This window comes from Collimonas pratensis (assembly GCF_001584185.1).
Classification (GTDB): domain Bacteria; phylum Pseudomonadota; class Gammaproteobacteria; order Burkholderiales; family Burkholderiaceae_D; genus Collimonas; species Collimonas pratensis.
This window is the reverse complement of sequence record NZ_CP013234.1, coordinates 5,070,584-5,088,680: the sequence shown is the minus strand read 5'-3', so window position 1 is coordinate 5,088,680 and position 18,097 is coordinate 5,070,584. Positions and strand designations below refer to the sequence as shown.

The 18,097-nt window shown below is 60.4% G+C and carries 17 protein-coding genes; all 17 read left to right on the top strand.

Annotation, left to right across the window (positions count from 1 at the left end; translation table 11 throughout):
• The first annotated feature begins 199 nt into the window (after positions 1-199).
• The 17 genes from tyrS to murD all read left to right on the top strand — a co-directional run bounded on the left by tyrS (position 200) and on the right by murD (position 18,066).
• Positions 200-1,471 (top strand): tyrosine--tRNA ligase, encoded by a 1,272-nt coding sequence (gene tyrS / locus CPter91_RS22620; RefSeq protein WP_061944537.1) that lies wholly within the window; start codon positions 200-202, stop codon positions 1,469-1,471.
• On the top strand, positions 1,468-1,926 hold the full coding sequence (gene dtd / locus CPter91_RS22615; protein WP_061944536.1) for a D-aminoacyl-tRNA deacylase: 459 nt from the start codon (positions 1,468-1,470) through the stop codon (positions 1,924-1,926). The genes tyrS and dtd overlap by 4 nt, the downstream gene beginning before the upstream one ends.
• 53 nt (positions 1,927-1,979) lie before the next feature.
• A complete protein-coding gene (locus tag CPter91_RS22610; protein WP_061944534.1) occupies positions 1,980-2,609 on the top strand; it encodes a YbhB/YbcL family Raf kinase inhibitor-like protein in 630 nt (209 codons plus the stop codon).
• Between the two features lie 25 nt (positions 2,610-2,634).
• Positions 2,635-3,294 carry a histidine phosphatase family protein gene (locus tag CPter91_RS22605; protein ID WP_061944532.1) on the top strand — a complete coding sequence of 220 codons (660 nt, stop codon included), beginning with the start codon at positions 2,635-2,637 and terminating at the stop codon, positions 3,292-3,294.
• A gap of 168 nt (positions 3,295-3,462) precedes the next feature.
• Positions 3,463-4,584 carry a GGDEF domain-containing protein gene (locus CPter91_RS22600; RefSeq protein WP_082793173.1) on the top strand — a complete coding sequence of 374 codons (1,122 nt, stop codon included), beginning with the start codon at positions 3,463-3,465 and terminating at the stop codon, positions 4,582-4,584.
• A 90-nt stretch (positions 4,585-4,674) separates the two neighbouring features.
• On the top strand, positions 4,675-5,688 hold the full coding sequence (dusB, locus tag CPter91_RS22595) for a tRNA dihydrouridine synthase DusB (RefSeq protein ID WP_061944526.1): 1,014 nt from the start codon (positions 4,675-4,677) through the stop codon (positions 5,686-5,688).
• Between the two features lie 114 nt (positions 5,689-5,802).
• Positions 5,803-6,036, top strand: a complete 234-nt coding sequence (locus CPter91_RS22590; protein WP_014007929.1) for a Fis family transcriptional regulator — start codon at positions 5,803-5,805, stop codon at positions 6,034-6,036.
• A 197-nt stretch (positions 6,037-6,233) separates the two neighbouring features.
• On the top strand, positions 6,234-7,799 hold the full coding sequence (purH, locus tag CPter91_RS22585) for a bifunctional phosphoribosylaminoimidazolecarboxamide formyltransferase/IMP cyclohydrolase (protein WP_061944523.1): 1,566 nt from the start codon (positions 6,234-6,236) through the stop codon (positions 7,797-7,799).
• 139 nt (positions 7,800-7,938) lie between these two features.
• The gene (ruvC, locus tag CPter91_RS22580; protein WP_061944505.1) at positions 7,939-8,481 is read left to right on the top strand and encodes a crossover junction endodeoxyribonuclease RuvC; all 543 of its coding nucleotides are present in this window, start codon (positions 7,939-7,941) and stop codon (positions 8,479-8,481) included.
• 467 nt (positions 8,482-8,948) lie between these two features.
• Positions 8,949-9,377: a division/cell wall cluster transcriptional repressor MraZ gene (gene mraZ, locus CPter91_RS22575; protein WP_061944501.1), complete on the top strand. Its 429-nt coding sequence runs from the start codon at positions 8,949-8,951 to the stop codon at positions 9,375-9,377.
• 10 nt (positions 9,378-9,387) lie between these two features.
• Positions 9,388-10,353, top strand: coding sequence for a 16S rRNA (cytosine(1402)-N(4))-methyltransferase RsmH (rsmH, locus tag CPter91_RS22570; protein WP_061944498.1), 966 nt, complete (start codon positions 9,388-9,390; stop codon positions 10,351-10,353).
• On the top strand, positions 10,350-10,622 hold the full coding sequence (gene ftsL / locus CPter91_RS22565; RefSeq protein ID WP_061944494.1) for a cell division protein FtsL: 273 nt from the start codon (positions 10,350-10,352) through the stop codon (positions 10,620-10,622). The genes rsmH and ftsL overlap by 4 nt, the downstream gene beginning before the upstream one ends.
• Positions 10,619-12,400 carry a peptidoglycan D,D-transpeptidase FtsI family protein gene (locus tag CPter91_RS22560; protein ID WP_061944491.1) on the top strand — a complete coding sequence of 594 codons (1,782 nt, stop codon included), beginning with the start codon at positions 10,619-10,621 and terminating at the stop codon, positions 12,398-12,400. Before ftsL ends, CPter91_RS22560 begins: the two co-directional genes overlap by 4 nt.
• On the top strand, positions 12,397-13,932 hold the full coding sequence (locus CPter91_RS22555; RefSeq protein ID WP_236905885.1) for a UDP-N-acetylmuramoyl-L-alanyl-D-glutamate--2,6-diaminopimelate ligase: 1,536 nt from the start codon (positions 12,397-12,399) through the stop codon (positions 13,930-13,932). The genes CPter91_RS22560 and CPter91_RS22555 overlap by 4 nt, the downstream gene beginning before the upstream one ends.
• Entirely contained in the window at positions 13,929-15,329 is a 1,401-nt protein-coding gene (locus tag CPter91_RS22550) for a UDP-N-acetylmuramoyl-tripeptide--D-alanyl-D-alanine ligase (RefSeq protein ID WP_061944487.1), read from the top strand. The genes CPter91_RS22555 and CPter91_RS22550 overlap by 4 nt, the downstream gene beginning before the upstream one ends.
• 1 nt (position 15,330) lies before the next feature.
• On the top strand, positions 15,331-16,500 hold the full coding sequence (mraY, locus tag CPter91_RS22545; protein ID WP_061944484.1) for a phospho-N-acetylmuramoyl-pentapeptide-transferase: 1,170 nt from the start codon (positions 15,331-15,333) through the stop codon (positions 16,498-16,500).
• A 12-nt stretch (positions 16,501-16,512) separates the two neighbouring features.
• Positions 16,513-18,066, top strand: a complete 1,554-nt coding sequence (gene murD / locus CPter91_RS22540) for a UDP-N-acetylmuramoyl-L-alanine--D-glutamate ligase (RefSeq protein ID WP_061944481.1) — start codon at positions 16,513-16,515, stop codon at positions 18,064-18,066.
• The last annotated feature ends 31 nt before the right edge of the window (positions 18,067-18,097 follow it).

Below are 18,097 nucleotides of genomic sequence, written 5' to 3'. Positions count from 1 at the left end.
TCTTGTGTTGTTGTTTGATTGAACGACTTGCGGCGGGATTAAAAGGATCAGGGATTATACCCTAGCCCATCCCGGTGAAATGTAGGACTAGTCTGATTTATCGTAACCGTCTGTAGTCCCCGCATTTCCGGTCCAGGCAGCACAAGCGCTACTCTTTTTAGCATTTTTAGATTTCATTTTCGCTGGATTTTTATTTCCTATGGCTCACGATTCTCAAAACGCATCACCGCAAGCAGGCGCTGCTGCTGAAAACATCCTGCCGGCGCTGTCGGACCGCACCCTGGAAGCGCTGGCGATCACCAAGCGCGGCGTCGACGAACTGCTGATCGAGAGCGATTTTGCGCGCAAGCTGCAGCGTTCCGAACAAAGCGGCAAACCGCTCCGCATCAAGCTCGGCCTGGACCCGACCGCACCCGATCTGCACCTCGGCCACACCGTGGTGCTGAACAAGATGCGCCAGCTGCAGGACCTCGGCCACAACGTGATTTTCCTGATCGGCGACTTCACTTCGATGATCGGCGATCCTTCCGGCCGCAACATCACGCGGCCGCCGCTGACGCGCGAACAGATCGAAGAAAACGCCAAGACTTATTTTGCCCAGGCCAGCCTGGTGCTGGATCCGGCCCGCACCGAAATCCGCTACAACTCGGAATGGTCGGACAAGCTCGGCGCGCGCGGCATGATCCAGCTGTCGGCCAAATACACGGTGGCGCGCATCCTGGAACGCGAGGATTTCACCAAGCGCTACAAGGCCGGCACGCCGATCTCGGTGCACGAACTGCTGTACCCGCTGATGCAGGGCTACGATTCGGTAGCGCTGGAATCCGACCTGGAGCTGGGCGGCACTGACCAGAAATTCAATTTGCTGGTGGGGCGCGAGCTGCAAAAGGATTACGGCCAGGAGCCGCAATGCATCTTGACCATGCCGCTGCTGGAAGGCCTGGACGGCATCGAGAAGATGTCCAAGTCCAAGGGCAACTACATCGGCATCACCGAGCCGGCCAACACCATGTTCGCCAAGGTGATGAGCATTTCGGACGTCATGATGTGGCGCTACTACGAGCTGCTGTCGTTCAAGTCGCTGGCGCAGATCGCCGCCTACAAGACGCAGGTCGAGGGCGGCCAGAACCCGCGCGACATAAAGGTGGCGCTGGCGCAGGAAATCGTGGCGCGCTTCCATAATCAGCAAGCGGCGGAAGACGCCTTGAGCGATTTCAATAACCGCGCCAAGGGCGGGATTCCGGACGACATTCCTGAGCTGACCTTGAGCGGTGCGCCGCTCGGCATTGGCCAGTTGCTCAAGCAAGCCAATCTCTGTCCGTCCACCTCCGAAGCCTTGCGCATGGTGGAGCAGGGCGGGGTGCGGATTGATGGTGCGGTGATCAGCGACAAAGGTTTGAAGGTCGATGCGGCAACTTTCGTGATACAGGTCGGCAAGCGCAAGTTCGCCCGCGTTACCCTGACCGCATGATCGCCTTGCTGCAGCGGGTCAGCCACGCCAGCGTGGTGGTCGATGGCGTGACCATCGGCGCCATCGGCGCCGGCCTGATGGTGCTGCTGTGCGCCGAGCGTGGCGACAGCGAAAAGCAGGCCGACGCTTTGCTGGCCAAGCTGCTGGCGTACCGCGTGTTCAGCGACGACGCCGGCAAGATGAACCGCAGCGTCAGCGACATCGGCGGTGGCTTGCTGCTGGTGCCGCAGTTCACGCTGGCGGCCGATACGCAATCCGGCACGCGGCCTTCGTTCACGCCGGCAGCGGCGCCGGAAGACGGCCGCCGCCTGTTCGATTATTTTGTGCGCCAGGCAGGCAGCCTGCACCCGCAGGTGCAGACCGGGCAGTTTGGCGCCGACATGAAAGTGTCGCTGACGAATGACGGTCCGGTGACTTTCTGGCTGCAGGTAAAACCACCGCTGGTCAAAGCGTAAGGCTTTTATTTGCTGTAGTCTGGCAGAACTGAAATTATCCACGGGAGCTTGCCATGAAACTCTGGAGCAATTCTTTTAAGGACGGCGCTTATCTCCCTGGCGAATTCGCTTTCGCCGTCAGCCATCCGGAAACGCATCTCAGCTTGTCGGCCAACCGCAATCCCCACTTCGCCTGGGAGCAGCTGCCGGCCGCTACGCAATCGCTGGTGCTGATCTGCCACGATCCCGACGTGCCGTCACGCGGCGACGATGTCAACCAGGAAGGCAAGACAGTCGCCGCCGATTTGCCGCGTGTCGATTTTTTCCATTGGCTGCTGCTGGACCTGCCGCCAAGCACCGCCTCGATTGCCGCGGCCGCCTTCAGCGATGGCGTCACGCCGCGCGGCAAGCCCGGCCCGGAGATCGAGGGCAGCCCGGGTTTGCGTCACGGCCTGAATGACTACACCGCTTGGTTCGCCAGCGATGCCGCGATGCGCGGCGACTATTTCGGCTACGACGGCCCTTGTCCGCCGTGGAACGATGAAATCGTCCATCGCTACATCTTCACCTTGTACGCTCTCAGCATTCCGCGCCTGGCGGTGACCGGCAAATTCACCGGCGCGCAGGTACAGGCGGCCATGCACGGCCATATCCTGGCGCAGGAATCGATAATCGGTCTTTATACCTTGAACCCGGCGTTATAGCAGCGCTGGGCCTTGCAGAAAATTTATGGCAACTACTGAAATCTTATTGATACGCCACGGCGAAACGGACTGGAATCTGGAGCGCCGCCTGCAAGGCCATCTCGACATTCCGCTCAATCAGGTCGGCCAACGCCAGGCACTGGCGTTGGCGCGCAGCCTGGATGGCGTCGCCATCGATGCCATCTTCAGCAGCGATCTGCAGCGCGCCCGGCAAACCGCGGCGCCGCTGGCAGCGGCCCGCAAGCTGAGCTTGCAGCTTGACGCCGGCTTGCGCGAGCGTTGCTACGGCGCGCTGGAAGGCTTGCGCTATCCGGAAGCAGCAGAACGCTTTCCTGAAGCCTATGCTGCGCTGATGGAGCGCGCCGTCGACTATCGCTATCCGGCCGGCGTGCATGCGGCGGAAACCATGCGTGAATTTTACGAACGGGCGGTACATGCCCTGCTGGCGATACTAAGCGCCGGCAATCCGGCGCGCATAGCCATCGTCACGCATGGCGGCGTGCTTGACTGCATCTACCGCTGCGCCAACCAGTTGCCGCTGGAGCAGCCACGCAGCTGCGATATTTTCAACGCCAGCATCAATCGTCTGAGCTGGAATCCGGATTGGGCGCAGCCCTTGCGCGTGGACGGCTGGGCCGACGTCGCCCATCTGGACGAGCTGACCCTGGATGAAATCGATCGCTGACCCGCTGGCAAGCTGCCAAGCCTTTACCGGCGGCATTTCATTGCCGTAGATCAACATCGTAAAACTGCTATAAATCTGTATAAGCTGCATTCAAAACAGTTGTGATAAAGGCAGCGTGCCTGTGCTAATCTTGCTGACAAGAACTAAAACAACAGTGGGACTGCCAGCATGAAACTTAATCTCTTCCCCTCTTGGGCGCAGCGTGCTGCTGACCCCGAGTCAACGCTGGAATCGGCCGCGGGGAAAACGGCAGCCGCGGCGTCTTCCGTCTCAGCTCTGAATGAAGAGCAACTGGCGCTGGTCAGCGTCTTGCACCAGCTTCTGCAGACTTTACCGCAGGCCTACAGCGGCCGCGAAAGCGTCAAGCGCCTGTGTCAGATGATCTTGCCAGCCAGCCCGCATATCCGGCTGGTGTGGGTCGGTTTTTGCCAGGACGACTCGGAAGCGGCGATCAAGCCGGCCGCGATCGTCGGCAAAGCACTCAGCGAATCGGATCACTGGCAGCTGTCCAAGGACTGTTTTGACTATGTCGCGCCGTTTGCCCAAGAGGCCGATTGGGAAGCCGGGCACGACAGCGATTTCCAGGCCCTGTTTGCACCGTGGCAAGCCCACCCGGAAAACTGTTCCGTCAAGGCGGCGCTGGCGATACCGCTGCGCTCGGAGAAAGCCCGCATGCACGGCATGATGGTGTTTTACGCCGATAGCCAGGACTATTTCTCCAATACCGGGCACGCTTCGTTCCAGGCTTTCGGCCATGTCTGCGAGGTGATCTGGAAGCAGTCCAACCTGTCGCACCTGCTGACACGGCAGGCCCAGATCGATTCGCTGACCGGCTTGCTGACGCGGCGCCGTATCGTCCATGTCTATGAGGAAGCCGTAGCCGCCACGGCGACCGATGAGTCGCCGCTGTCCATCCTGTATTGCCAGCTGGATGAATTTCACAAGATTAACGATCTCTATGGCTGGGCCGTGGCCGACAATATCCTGGCGGCCTTCGCCAAGGATACCGGCGGCCAGTTGCGCAAGAGCGACAGCGGCGGCCGCTGGAATGCGACGGAATTCCTATATGTGTTGCCGGCGACCGACACCGTGGATGCCGAAAACCTGGCCGCGGTCTTTCTCAGCCATTTCAAGAATCATCCGGTAAATATCGAAAACTGGTCGATCCGGCTGGCGCTGTCGGTCGGGGTGGCTACCTATGGCGCCGATGGCCGCGGGCTGGACGAACTTATCCATTACGCTACCCAGCATCTGCACAGCTCCAGCACGGCAGCCGAAGACGAGCTCTAAAGTACACATCGAGAATAACCCGCGTGCGGCGGCAATCGCGATAAAATGACGCCTTTCCCGCTGCAACTCACCTGAGCTTTCGATACCGCCATGAATATTGGCCCTTATTTCCTGCGCAACAATGTCTTTGTGGCACCGATGGCTGGTGTCACTGACAGGCCGTTCCGGCAGCTCTGCAAAGAGCTGGGCGCCGGCTATGCGGTGTCGGAAATGGCGGCTTCCAATCCACGCCTGTGGCAGACCGAAAAGACCTCGCGCCGCATCAACCACGATGGCGAGATGGAGCCGCGGGCGGTGCAGATCGCCGGCGCCGATCCGCAGATGCTGGCGGAGTGTGCAAAGTACAATGTCGATCACGGTGCGCAAATCATCGATATCAACATGGGCTGCCCGGTCAAGAAAGTCTGCAACAGCTGGTGCGGCTCGGCATTATTGCAAGATGAGCAACTGGTGGCGCGGATCCTGGAAGCGGTAGTCGGTGCGGTGGATGTGCCGGTGACGCTGAAATTTCGCACCGGCTGGGATCGCCTCAACAAGAATGCCTTGAGCATCGCACGCCTGGCGGAAGCCAGCGGCATCGCCATGCTGACGCTGCATGGACGCACGCGCGCCGACGGCTACAGCGGCGACGCCGAATACCAGACGATTGCGGCCGTCAAGGCTGCGGTGTCTATTCCTGTGGTCGCCAACGGCGACATCACGACGCCGGAAAAGGCGCGCCAGGTGCTGGAATACACCAAGGCCGACGCCATCATGGTCGGCCGCGCGGCACAGGGCCGGCCCTGGATTTTCCGCGAGATCGAACATTACCTGCGCACCGGCGAATACTTGCCGGCGCCGCTGGTGCAGGAAGTGCAGCAGCTGATGGATGAACACTTGCGTGCGCATTACGGATTCTATGGGGATTACCTTGGCGTCCGCACTGCGCGCAAGCATATCGGCTGGTATGTGCGCGATTTGCCGGGCGGCGAGGCATTCCGGCAGCGCATGAACCTGCTGGAAGATTGCGGCCAGCAGCTGGCAGCAGTAAATAGCTTCTTCGAATCGCAGTTTGCGTTTGGGGAGCGGTTACAATACGGGGTGGCCGAGCAGATGGCGGCCTGAATCAGATTAACAAGAAACAGGACTGGGCAGGATTTTCCGGCAAGCTGGCTGCGCCAAAAGCGCGGCCCTGCGGGAATCCGGTCCGGATCTTAAAAAAAGAATAGTAAAAAAAGAATGAGTAAAGAAAGTATCCAAGACGTGGTAAAGCAAAGCCTTGAAAAATATTTCAAGGATTTGGGCGAACAGCCGCCGTCGAATGTCTACGACATGGTGATTTCCACGGTTGAAAAACCGGTATTGGAAGCCGTGATCGCGCGCGCCGAAGGCAACCAGTCGCATGCCGCCGAAATGTTGGGCATCAATCGCAACACCCTGCGCAAAAAGTTGCAGCAGCACGGCCTTTTGTAATTTTTGTAATTTTTGCAATTCGCAGTTTTGCGCTGCCGGGCCGCCAGGTGCGCCGGAGCGCCAGATCAAGCAGAGGTTAGCAACATCAGGCTGCCATAGCCGTCACCGGAGGCAGCGGTTCCGCCAAAAGCGGTTTTCCAGCTGAGCTTATCCGCAGTCCGCCTTTTCGTCATTCATCACCTTCCTGAGTTTTCACTATGATCAAACAAGCCCTCATTTCCGTATCCGACAAGACCGGGATACTCGATTTCGCAAAAGAGTTGTCGGCGCTGGGCGTGAATATTCTGTCGACTGGCGGCACCGCCAAGCTGCTGGCCGATGCCGGCATCAAGGTGACCGAAGTGGCGGACTATACCGGCTTCCCGGAAATGCTCGACGGCCGGGTCAAGACCCTGCACCCGAAGGTGCACGGCGGCATCCTGGCGCGGCGCGATTTCCCTGAACATATGGCGGCGCTGGCGCAGCACCAGATCCCGATGATCGACATGGTGGTGGTCAACCTCTACCCGTTCCAGCAGACCATCGCCAAGGAACAGTGCTCGCTGGAAGATGCGATCGAGAATATCGACATCGGCGGCCCTGCCATGCTGCGTTCGTCAGCCAAGAACCATAAGGATGTGATCGTCCTGTGCGATCCTAGCGACTATGCTGCGGTATTGAGCGAGCTGAAAGCCAATGACGGCGAAATCGGCTACGGCGCCAAGTTTGCGCTGGCCAAGAAAGTCTTTGCCCACACCGCGCAATACGACGGCGCGATCACCAATTACTTCACTTCGCTGGGTGAAGACAAGCAACACACCACGCGCAGCGCCTATCCGGCGACCTTGAACCTGCATTTCGAAAAAGTGCAGGAAATGCGCTACGGTGAAAACCCGCACCAGTCGGCCGCGTTCTACCGCGACACTCGGCATGTCGAAGGCGCGCTGGCCAACTATAAGCAGTTGCAGGGTAAGGAGCTGTCATACAACAACATCGCCGATGCCGATGCTGCGTGGGAATGCGTCAAGACCTTCAGTGAAACCGCCTGCGTCATCATCAAGCACGCCAATCCTTGCGGCGTGGCGATCGGCGGTAATCCGCTGGAAGCTTACAGCAAGGCGCTGCAAACCGATCCTACCTCGGCCTTCGGCGGCATCATCGCTTTCAATCAGGAACTCGACGGCAATGCCGCTGAAGCGGTCGCCAAGCAATTCGTCGAAGTGATCATTGCGCCATCCTTCACCGAACAAGCCAAGCAGATCTTTGCTGCCAAGCAGAATGTGCGCTTGCTGGAAATCCCCCTGGCGCATGCGATCAACCTGCATGACTTCAAGCGCGTCGGCGGTGGCCTGCTGGTGCAATCGCCGGATGCCCGCAATGTTGCCTTGAGCGAACTGAAAGTGGTCAGCAAGAAGCAGCCCACCCAGCAGCAGCTGCAGGACCTGATGTTCGCCTGGCGCGTCGCCAAGTTCGTCAAGTCGAATGCGATCGTGTTTTGCGGCAATGGCATGACCCTGGGTGTCGGCGCCGGCCAGATGAGCCGCGTGGATTCCGCCCGCATTGCCTCGATCAAGGCGCAGAACGCCGGCTTGTCGCTGGTCGGTTCGGCGGTGGCCTCGGATGCCTTCTTCCCGTTCCGCGACGGCCTCGACGTCGTGGTTGATGCCGGCGCAACCTGCGTGGTGCAGCCGGGCGGTTCGATGCGCGACCAGGAAGTGATCGATGCCGCCGACGAGCACGGCGTCGTCATGCTGCTGACCGGCACCCGGCATTTCCGCCATTAATGTAGGGTGGGCACATCGTGCCCACGCGTGACCTTGCTTCATTTACATGCTCATGGTGTGACCGGGGCATATACTCCGTTTATCACGTTAACGCGTGGGCACGATGTGCCCACCCTACGGGGTTTTGCGTAAGTACCATATGAAAATCCTCGGTATCGACCCAGGTCTGCGGACCACCGGTTTTGGCATCATCGACAAGCAGGGCAACAAGCTCAGCTATATCGGCTCGGGTACTATCAAGACGCCGGACGCCGACCTGCCACAACGCCTGAAGGTGATCCTGGCCAGCGTGTCGGAAGTGATACGCACCTATGCGCCGGATTGTTCGGCCATCGAAAAAGTCTTCGTCAACGTCAATCCGCAATCCACCTTGCTGTTGGGGCAGGCGCGCGGCGCTGCCATTTGTGCGTTAGTGAGCGCAGACTTGCCGGTCGCGGAATATACCGCTTTGCAGATCAAGCAAGCTGTCGCCGGCCATGGCAAGGCGCAAAAGCAGCAGGTGCAGGACATGGTACAGCGCTTGCTGCAACTGCCCGGCTTGCCCGGCACCGATGCCGCCGATGCGCTGGCGGTGGCGATTTGCCACGCGCACAGCGGCGATGCCCTGGCGCATTTGAGTGCGTTGGCGCCTGGCCTCGCCAAAAAAGGTTTGCGTGTGCGCGGCGGCCGGTTGGTGGGCTGAGCAGGCAAAAAACACAGGATTGTTGTTCATTGTTATGTCAAAGCCTCGTTATCTTCCGTTGTCCGGCTGTTCATCCCGCACTATCAAGCTGCCTACTCCCTTCTTTATCTGCGATTTGTACCATTTTGGATCGCCAGCAGGGTTGCCAATTGTGAACCTTTGTTTCGGCATGTTTGCCGCAAACACATGTGTATAGCTGAGAGCTGACATTTACAATTCTCGCTAAGTCCTTCATTTATTTAGTAATTCAATGTAAACACATTCATTGCACATTGTCAGATAGTGGCGCTAAGTCATTGACTTTACTCGAATATTTTCCAATTGCTCCCTGCTAAATGGCTTGACCTAGAATAGTGCATCCTCTAAAGTGGGTGGAAGTGTGGAAAAGTGTTTTTTTGTGGGGCATTTTTGCCGGCTTGCAAAGAACTATTTTCAGGATTCAGCAGCAACTAACAGGAGCGTGTGCGGTGTTTCAGGGTGCGTCAGCATTAAATCTCGATGCGAAAGGACGGATGGCAGTGCCATCCAAGCATCGTGACGCGCTGACCGTTCAGTGCGAAGGCCGGCTGACGCTGACCAAGCATCCGCATGGCTGTCTGTTGCTGTTCCCACGCCCGACATGGGAGAGCCACCGCGAGCAGATCGCCGCGTGGCCGATGTCGGCGCGCGCCTGGCAACGGATTTTCCTGGGCAATGCCTCGGATGTCGAGCTGGATTCCGCCGGCCGCATCCTGGTGGCGCCGGAGTTGCGCGCGGCCGTCGGCCTGACGCGCGAGGTGATGTTGTTGGGCATGGGAAGCCATTTCGAGATTTGGGACGCAGCCAAATTGGCTGAGAGCGAGTCGCAAGCAGTTGCGGCTGGCATGCCCGAAGTGTTAAGCAATTTTTCGTTCTGACAGGCCCGCCATGAGTGAACCAGTGGTGCCCGAGTTCCAGCACCGCACCGTGTTATTGGACGAGGCTGTCAGTGCGCTGGCGATCGAGGGCGCACGCGCCGACGGTATTTACGTCGACGGCACCTTCGGACGCGGCGGCCACAGCCGCAAGATTTTACAAAGCCTGGGCGAACGCGGCCGTCTGATCGCGTTCGACAAGGATCCGCAAGCCATCGCCACCGCAAGCACTATCGCCGATCCGCGTTTCGAGATCGTGCATGACAGTTTTGCGACCATGGCGCAGGCCTTGCAGCAAAGAGGAATCAGGCAAGTCGATGGCGTGCTGCTGGACCTGGGCATTTCATCGCCGCAGGTGGACGACGCCAGCCGCGGCTTCAGCTTCCGCGCTGATGGCCCGCTCGACATGCGGATGGATACGACACGCGGCATATCGGCAGCAGAATGGCTGGCCAGCGCGGATGAACAAACAATCGGAAAGGTGGTACGTGATTATGGGGAAGAACGGTTTGCTGTTCAGATTGCAAAGGCGATTGTTGCTGGCCGGACAATCAAGCCCATTACTGGCACACGACAGCTTGCCCAGATCGTGGCAAACGCCGTCAAGACCCGCGAGAAAGGCAAAGACCCGGCCACTCGTACCTTTCAGGCTATACGGATTTTCATCAATCAAGAGCTTGAAGAACTCGAGATAGTACTGGACCAGGCATTTCGGCAGATGGGCCAGCAAGGGAGATTAGTCGTGATCAGCTTTCATTCGCTGGAAGACCGGATCGTCAAGCAGTTCCTGGCCTCGAAAGCCCGGCTGCCGCAGCCCGACCGTCGCCTGCCGATCCGTGCGGTCGACCTGCCGCAGCCGGAGCTGAAACTGATCTCGCGCGTCAAGCCGTCGGATGAGGAAGTCGCTGAAAATCCGCGCGCCCGTTCCGCCATCATGCGGGTCGGCGAACGGCTGGCCGTCAAAGAGGCGCAGGCATGAGCGGCCGCCTCAATTTCGTCCTGGCGCTGGCGCTAGTGCTGTGCGCGCTTGCGCTGGTCAATGCCCAGTATCAGGCGCGCCAGTTGTTCATCGAACTGGAACGGGCGGCCAGCCAGTCGCGCCAGCTGGATATCGAGTGGGCGCAATTGCAGTTGGACCAGTCTACGCTGGGTAAGAACGCCCGGATTGAAGCCGCCGCCACGCGCGATCTCAACATGGTGCCGCTGACTGCCGCGCGTACCCAGTACCTGACGCTGGGGGAAAAATGACGCGTAATCCCCCGCGCAGCTCTCATACCGGCCGTATCGCGGCCGGCAAGGGTGTGCCGTTTTCGGCCAGCCCGGTGCTGAAAATCAAGCTGCCGGTATGGCGCTCGCGGGTGGTGCTGTTCGCCATGTTCGCGGCCTTCCTGGCGCTGATCGTGCGGGCTCTGTGGCTGCAAGGGATTTCCACCGACTTCCTGCAAAAGCAGGGTGCTTCGCGCTATGCGCGCACGCTTGAGTTGCCGGCCACGCGCGGCAAGATCACCGACCGTAACGGTCAGGTGCTGGCGTCGTCGGTGCCGGTCAAGGCGATCTGGGCGATTCCCGACGACGTCAAGGATGCGCCTAAGGAAAAACTGCAAGCCTTGGCCAAGCTGCTCGACATGAGCAGCGCCGAGCTGAACAAGAAACTCGATTCCGACCGCAATTTTGTCTACCTCAAGCGGCAGGTAGAGCAAGACATTTCAGACCAGATCGTCAAGCTTGGCATCGACGGCATAGAAACCCGCAAGGAATACAAGCGCTTCTATCCTGAAGGCGAGGTGGCGGCGCACGTGGTCGGCTTCACCAACGTCGAAGATGCCGGCCAGGACGGCATGGAACTGTCGCAGCAGAAAAACCTGGCAGGCGCCACCGGCAGCCGCCGTGTGATCAAGGACCGGCTCGGCCGCATCGTCGAAGATATCGAGGCGGTCAAGGAGCCGCATGACGGCAAGGACCTGGTGCTGTCGATCGATAGCAAGATCCAGTACATCGCGTTTACCCAGCTGAAGGAAGCGGTCGAGAAGTTCAAGGCCAAGGCTGGCGGCATCGTCGTGGTCGACGCCAAGAGCGGTGAAGTGCTGGCGCTGGCCAACCTGCCAAGCTATAACCCGAACGACCGCTCGGTGCTGACCGGCGCGCAGCTGCGTAACCGCGTGATGACGGATACCTTCGAGCCTGGCTCGACCTTGAAGCCGTTTACCGTCGCCCTGGCGCTGGATACCAACCGGGTGCAGGCCACCACGACTTTCCAGGTGCCGGACAAGATGACCATCGGCACCGCGACCGTGGGCGACTCCCATCCGCATCCGGTGCAGACCATGAGCGTGGCGCAGATTATCCAGAAGTCGTCGAATATCGGTACCGCCAAGATTGCCTTGCAAATGCCGGCTGAAGAGATGTGGGAGATGTTTACCACCGTCGGCCTGGGGCAGCAGCCCAAGTTCGGCTTCCCTGGCGCCGTCGCCGGCCGCGTGCGGCCGTTCAAATCGTGGCGGCCGATCGAACAGGCCACCATGAGCTATGGCCATGGCATCTCGGTTTCGCTGATTCAGATGGCGCACGCCTATACGATTTTCGCCCGCAATGGCGACTTGATCCCGCTGTCGTTCCAGAAGGTCGCTGAACCTCCGGTCGGCCAGCGCGTGGTGTCTGAAAAGACCGCGCTCACCATGCGTGCCATGCTGGAGCGGGTTACTGCGCCGGGCGGCACCGCGCCGAAAGCGCAGGTCCCGGGTTACCGCGTCGGCGGCAAGACCGGTACTGCTTACAAGATTGAAGGCGGCAAGTATGTCAAAAAATACATTGCTGATTTCGTTGGCTTTGCGCCGGCTTCCGATCCGCGCCTGATCATTGCCGTGATGGTGGACGAGCCGACGGTCGGCTCGCACTTCGGCGGCGACGTCGCGGCGCCGGTGTTTGCGACGGTGGCGGCGAACGCCTTGCGCGCGTTGAACGTGCCACCGGATTCCAGCGTCACCGACATCATCATCCCGGCCGATGGCCCGCAGGAGGGCTTGTGACCGCCTCCATCGAAAAACAATTGCAAGGCATCCAGCAGTGGCTGGACAGCGTGGCGCCGGCTGGCGCCACGCTGGTGTCGGACTCGCGCAAGGTGAAAGCCGGCGATGTGTTCTTTGCCTATCCTGGCGATGCCGCGGACGGCCGCGCCTATATTGCACAGGCGTTGAAAAATGGCGCTTCGGCAGTGCTGTACGAGAGCGATAAATTCAGCTGGGACGCCGCCTGGACGATGGCGCATCTGGCGGTCGGCGGCTTGAAGCAGCTCTCCGGCCAGATCGCCGCAACCTATTATCGGCAAGCTGATGCGGGCATGCTGGTGGTGGCTGTCACCGGCACCAACGGCAAGACTTCCTGCAGCCAGTGGCTGGGGCATGCGCTGTCGCAGCTGGGGCAGCCTACCGGCGTGATCGGCACGCTCGGCACCGGTATCTATACGCAAGGGCAATCCGGCGATTTCGACGAAACCGGCAACACCACGCCGGACGCATTGCTGCTGCAGCAGACCTTGAGCGCGATGCGCAGGCAAGGCGTAACAGCGCTGGCGATCGAGGCATCCTCGATCGGCCTGGAGCAAGGCCGCTTGAACGGCATGCATGTTGATATCGCCCTGTTCACCAATTTCACGCGCGACCATCTGGATTATCACGGCGACGAACAGCACTACGAAGCCGCCAAGCGCATGCTGTTCGACTGGCCGGGTTTGCAGAAGGCCGTGATCAATCTGGATGACGACATGGGCTTGCGCCTGGTCAGTCATCTACAGAAAAAGAAGCATGCGATCCCGCTGATCGGCTATACCTGCGGCGAACTGGAGGCCCCGGCGGATGTCGCCGTGTTGCGTGCCTCGGCGATCCGCTTTAACGCCAGCGGCACCGTGTTCCATGTCGAATCGCCATTCGGCTCGGGGCAGTTGAGAACGCAATTGGTGGGCCAGTTCAATGTCAGCAATGCGCTGGGCATCCTGGGTGTGCTGCTGGCCCACGGTATCGAATGGAAGGCAGCGCTCGATGCGATTGAACTGTTGGTCGCCGTACCGGGTCGAATGCAGCAGTTCGGCGGCCAGGATGCGCCGCTGATCGTGATCGACTATGCCCATACGCCAGACGCGCTGGAAAAGACTCTGAGCACGCTGCGCCAGGTGGCGCAGCAGCGCAACGGCGAATTGTGGTGCGTGTTCGGCTGCGGCGGCGACCGCGATCCCGGCAAGCGGCCACAGATGGGCGCCGTGGCGGAACAGGCGGACCACGTCATCGTCACAAGTGACAATCCGCGCAGCGAAGAACCGGCGGCCATCATCGGCCAGATCCTGGCCGGGATGAAGGCGCCGCAGGCTGCGCAAGCATTGGAAGACCGCGCTGCCGCGATCTTGTGGGCGGTACGTCACGCGGCCAAGGCCGATGTCGTGCTGCTGGCAGGCAAAGGACATGAAACATATCAGGAAATCAAAGGAAAGAAATTGCCGTTTTTAGACGCCGACCATACTGCCCTGGCGCTTGCTGCGCGGGCGACGATGAAGGGCGGCAGCCTATGAATGCCACATTGGCGCAACTGCAGTCGTGGCTGGGATTGCCTGCCAGCGCAGGGGCTGCCGGCGAAACCGTGATCAACGGGCTGTTCACGGACAGCCGCGCGGTGACGCCAGGTTCCGTGTTCGTCGCTTTGCGCGGCGAGCGCTTTGACGCCCACGATTTCCTCGATCAGGTGATTGCCCAGGGCGCCGTCGCGGTGGTGGTCGAACAAGCCTTGGCAGGGCTGGCGGTGCCGGCGCTGGTGGTGCCGGATACCCGTCTGGCTCTGGGGACGATCGGACAACGCTGGCGCCAGCAGTTCCGGCTGCCGTTGATCGCCGTCACCGGCAGCAACGGCAAGACCACCGTTAAGGAAATGATTGCAGCGATCCTGGTTGCGGCTTTCGGTGTTGACAAGTCGCTCGCCACACGCGGTAATTTCAACAACGAGATTGGCGTGCCGCTGACCTTGTTGCGATTGCAAGCGGAGCATCAGGCGGCCGTGATTGAGCTGGGCATGAACCATCCCGGCGAAATCGCCGTGCTGACGGCGCTTGCCGAGCCGACTGTCGGCTTGGTCAACAATGCCCAGCGCGAACATCAGGAATTCATGGCCAGCGTAGCAGCCGTCGCCGAGGAAAACGGCAGCGTGATCCGCGGCCTGGCGGCCAGCGGCATTGCGGTGTTTCCGGCCGACGATCCATATACTGAACTGTGGCGCAGCTACTGCGCCGGCAAGGGCGGTAGTCTGACTTTCGGGTTGACGCCGGCGGCGGATGTGCATTGCAGTTACAGCAACGGCGTCGATGGTTTCGGCAGCGAGTTGGCGGTGAGCGTGCCCGGCCAGCCTGGCTTCGTGGTGCATCTGTCTGCGGCCGGCGAACATAATGTGCGCAATGCGCTGGCGGCGATCGCCTGCACCCTGGCGATTGGCGTCGATCTGGTTGCCATCAAGCGTGGCCTGGAATCGTTCGCTCCGGTCAGTGGCCGCCTGCAACGCAAGCAGGCCAGCTTGGCAAATTGCGCCGGTGCCTTGGTGATCGACGATACCTACAACGCCAATCCGGATTCGGTACGGGCCGCGATCGACGTGCTGGCGCAGGTTGCCGCACCACGTTTGCTGGTGCTGGGCGAGATGGGCGAAGTCGGCAACGACGGCCGCCAGTTCCACCATGAAATCGGCGCTTACGCGCAGCAGCGCGGCATTACGCGGCTGTTCACGCTGGGCGAGATGGCGGCCGAGGCGAGCATCGCTTTCGGCCCTCAAGCCCAGCACTTTACCGACATCGCAGCGTTGCTGGCCGCGCTCGATGCCACCATGACACCGCATACGACCGTGCTGGTCAAAGGTTCGCGCTTCATGAAAATGGAGCGCGCCGTCCAGCACCTGGTTGGCACAACATCTGAGGGGACTCACTAACATGCTGCTATGGCTGGCACAAAATTTTCAGCAGGATTTCAGTTTCCTGCGCGTCTTCAACTTCATCACGTTCCGCGCGGTATTCGCGACCTTGACGGCGTTGATGATCGGCCTGATCGCGGGACCGGGCGTGATCCGCATGCTGGCGCGCCTCAAGGTTGGCCAGGCGGTGCGCACCGACGGTCCGCAGACGCATCTGATCAAATCCGGCACGCCGACCATGGGCGGCGTGCTGATCCTGATCGCGATCGGCATTTCGACTTTGCTGTGGAGCGATCTCGGCAACCGCTTTGTCTGGATCGTGCTGATCGTGACGCTTGGGTTCGGCACCATCGGCTGGGTCGACGACTATCGCAAGGTGGTCTACAAGGACCCGAACGGCATGCGTTCGCGCGAAAAATATTTCTGGCAATCGGTGATCGGTGTGGTTGCCGCGACCTACCTGGCGTTCTCGGTCTCGGCGCCGAACAACACCCAGGTCTGGGATTTGTTCGTGGCCTGGGTCGAATCCGGCTTCAGCCTTGATCTGCCGCCCAAGGCCGACCTGATCGTGCCCTTCTTCAAAACAGTCAGCTATCCGCTGGGCGTGTGGGGTTTCATGGCCTTGACCTATTTCGTCATCGTCGGCACCAGCAACGCCGTCAACCTGACCGATGGCCTGGACGGCCTGGCGATCATGCCGACTGTGATGGTCGGCGCCGCGCTGGGACTGTTCGCTTATTTGACCGGCAACGTCACCTTCGCCAAATACCTGCTGATTCCGCATATCCCGGGCGCCGGTGAATTGCTGATTTTCTGCGGCGCCATGGCCGGCGCCGGACTCGCCTTCCTCTGGTACAACGCCTATCCGGCGCAGGTATTCATGGGCGATGTCGGCGCGCTGGCCCTGGGCGGCGCCCTCGGCACGGTGGCGGTCATCGTGCGCCAGGAAATCGTGCTGTTCATTATGGGTGGTATTTTCGTGGTCGAAACTTTGTCGGTGATGTTGCAGGTAATCTATTTCAAGTACACCAAGAAGCGTTTCGGCGTTGGCCGCCGGGTGTTGCTGATGGCACCTTTGCACCATCACTATGAACAAAAAGGCTGGAAGGAAACGCAGGTTGTTGTGCGTTTCTGGATCATCTCGATGATGCTGGTGTTGTTTGGACTTTCAACTCTGAAGTTAAGGTAGTGGGCAGCGGTAATGAACTATACGGGTAAACATGTTCTGGTATTAGGGCTCGGAGAATCGGGCCTGGCATCCGCTTTGTGGCTGGCACATTGCGGTGCGACCGTGCGCGTGGCGGATACCCGCAGTGCGCCGGAAAGGCTACCGCTGTTGCAACAAGCCATTCCAGGCGTGGAATTTTGCGGCCCCGGCGACAACGCGGCCGGCGGTTTCCCGGTCAGCCTGCTGGATGGCATCGACTTTGCCGTCACCAGCCCGGGCCTGGCGCCGACCGGCGAACTGAAAGAGATCCTGTCGGCAGCGACTGACCGCGACATCCCGGTATGGGGCGAAATCGAAGTATTTGCGCAAGCCCTGGCGGCACTGCGCGAGAGCCAGGGCTATGCGCCGAAAGTGATTGCCATCACCGGCACCAACGGCAAGACCACCGTTACCAGCCTGACCGGACTGCTGTGCGAACGCGCCGGCCTGACGGTGCAGGTGGCCGGCAATATCAGCCCGGCAGCGCTGGACGTCTTGCGCAGCGCGCTGGAGCGCGACGCCTTGCCGCAGGTCTGGGTGCTGGAACTGTCCAGCTTCCAGCTGCATGCAACCTGCGGCCTGCATGCCGACGCCGCCACCATTCTGAACATCACTCAGGATCACCTGGACTGGCACGGCGACATGGCCTCGTATGTGGCCGACAAGGCGCGTATCTTCAGCGCCAATACCGTGCGCGTGCTGAATCGCGACGATCCTTTGACGATGCAGTTCGCCAACGGCAACAGCATCAGCTTCGGTTTTGATGAGCCGCATGAAGGTGATTGCTTTGGTCTGGTCAGCGACAATGGCATGCATTGGCTGACCGTTGCGGTGCCAGGCGATGAAGAAGAGCGCGCGGAAGGAAGCAGTAAGCGACGCAACAAGAAGGAGCAGTTGGCCTTGCTGCCGGTGACGGTCAAACGCCTGATGCCGGCTGACGCCTTGCGCATCCGCGGCCGCCACAATGCCGCCAATGCCCTGGCCGCGCTGGCCCTGTGCCGCGCGATCGACTTGCCGTTCGCACCTTTGCTGCATGGCTTGCGCGAATATCATGGCGAACCGCACCGGGTCGAGCTGGTGACGACCATCGGCGGTGTTGAATATTACGACGACAGCAAGGGTACCAATGTCGGCGCCACGGTTGCCGCGCTGAACGGCCTGGGGCGCGGCTGCGATGGCGACACCACGGGTGGAGCCAATCCTAGCCGTTTGCTGCTGATCGCGGGCGGTGACGGCAAGGGGCAGGATTTCGCGCCGCTGGCGGCGCCGCTGGCTGCTTATGGCAGGGCGCTGCTGCTGATTGGCCGCGATGCGCCGGCGATTCGCGCCGCAGTAGAGAGTACGGCTGGCGCGCTGGAAATCGTCAGTTGCGCGACGCTGGAAGAAGCTGTGACGCGCGCGGCAGAACTGGCACGCCCGGGCGATGCCGTGTTGCTGTCGCCAGCCTGCGCCAGTTTCGACATGTTCCGCAATTATGCCCACCGGGCGCAGGTGTTTGTCGATGCGGTGCGTGAACTGGCTTTGTCGCGCGGCGAGGTCGGACTATGAAATTCGCCTTTCCATCATTTTCAGGCAAGCC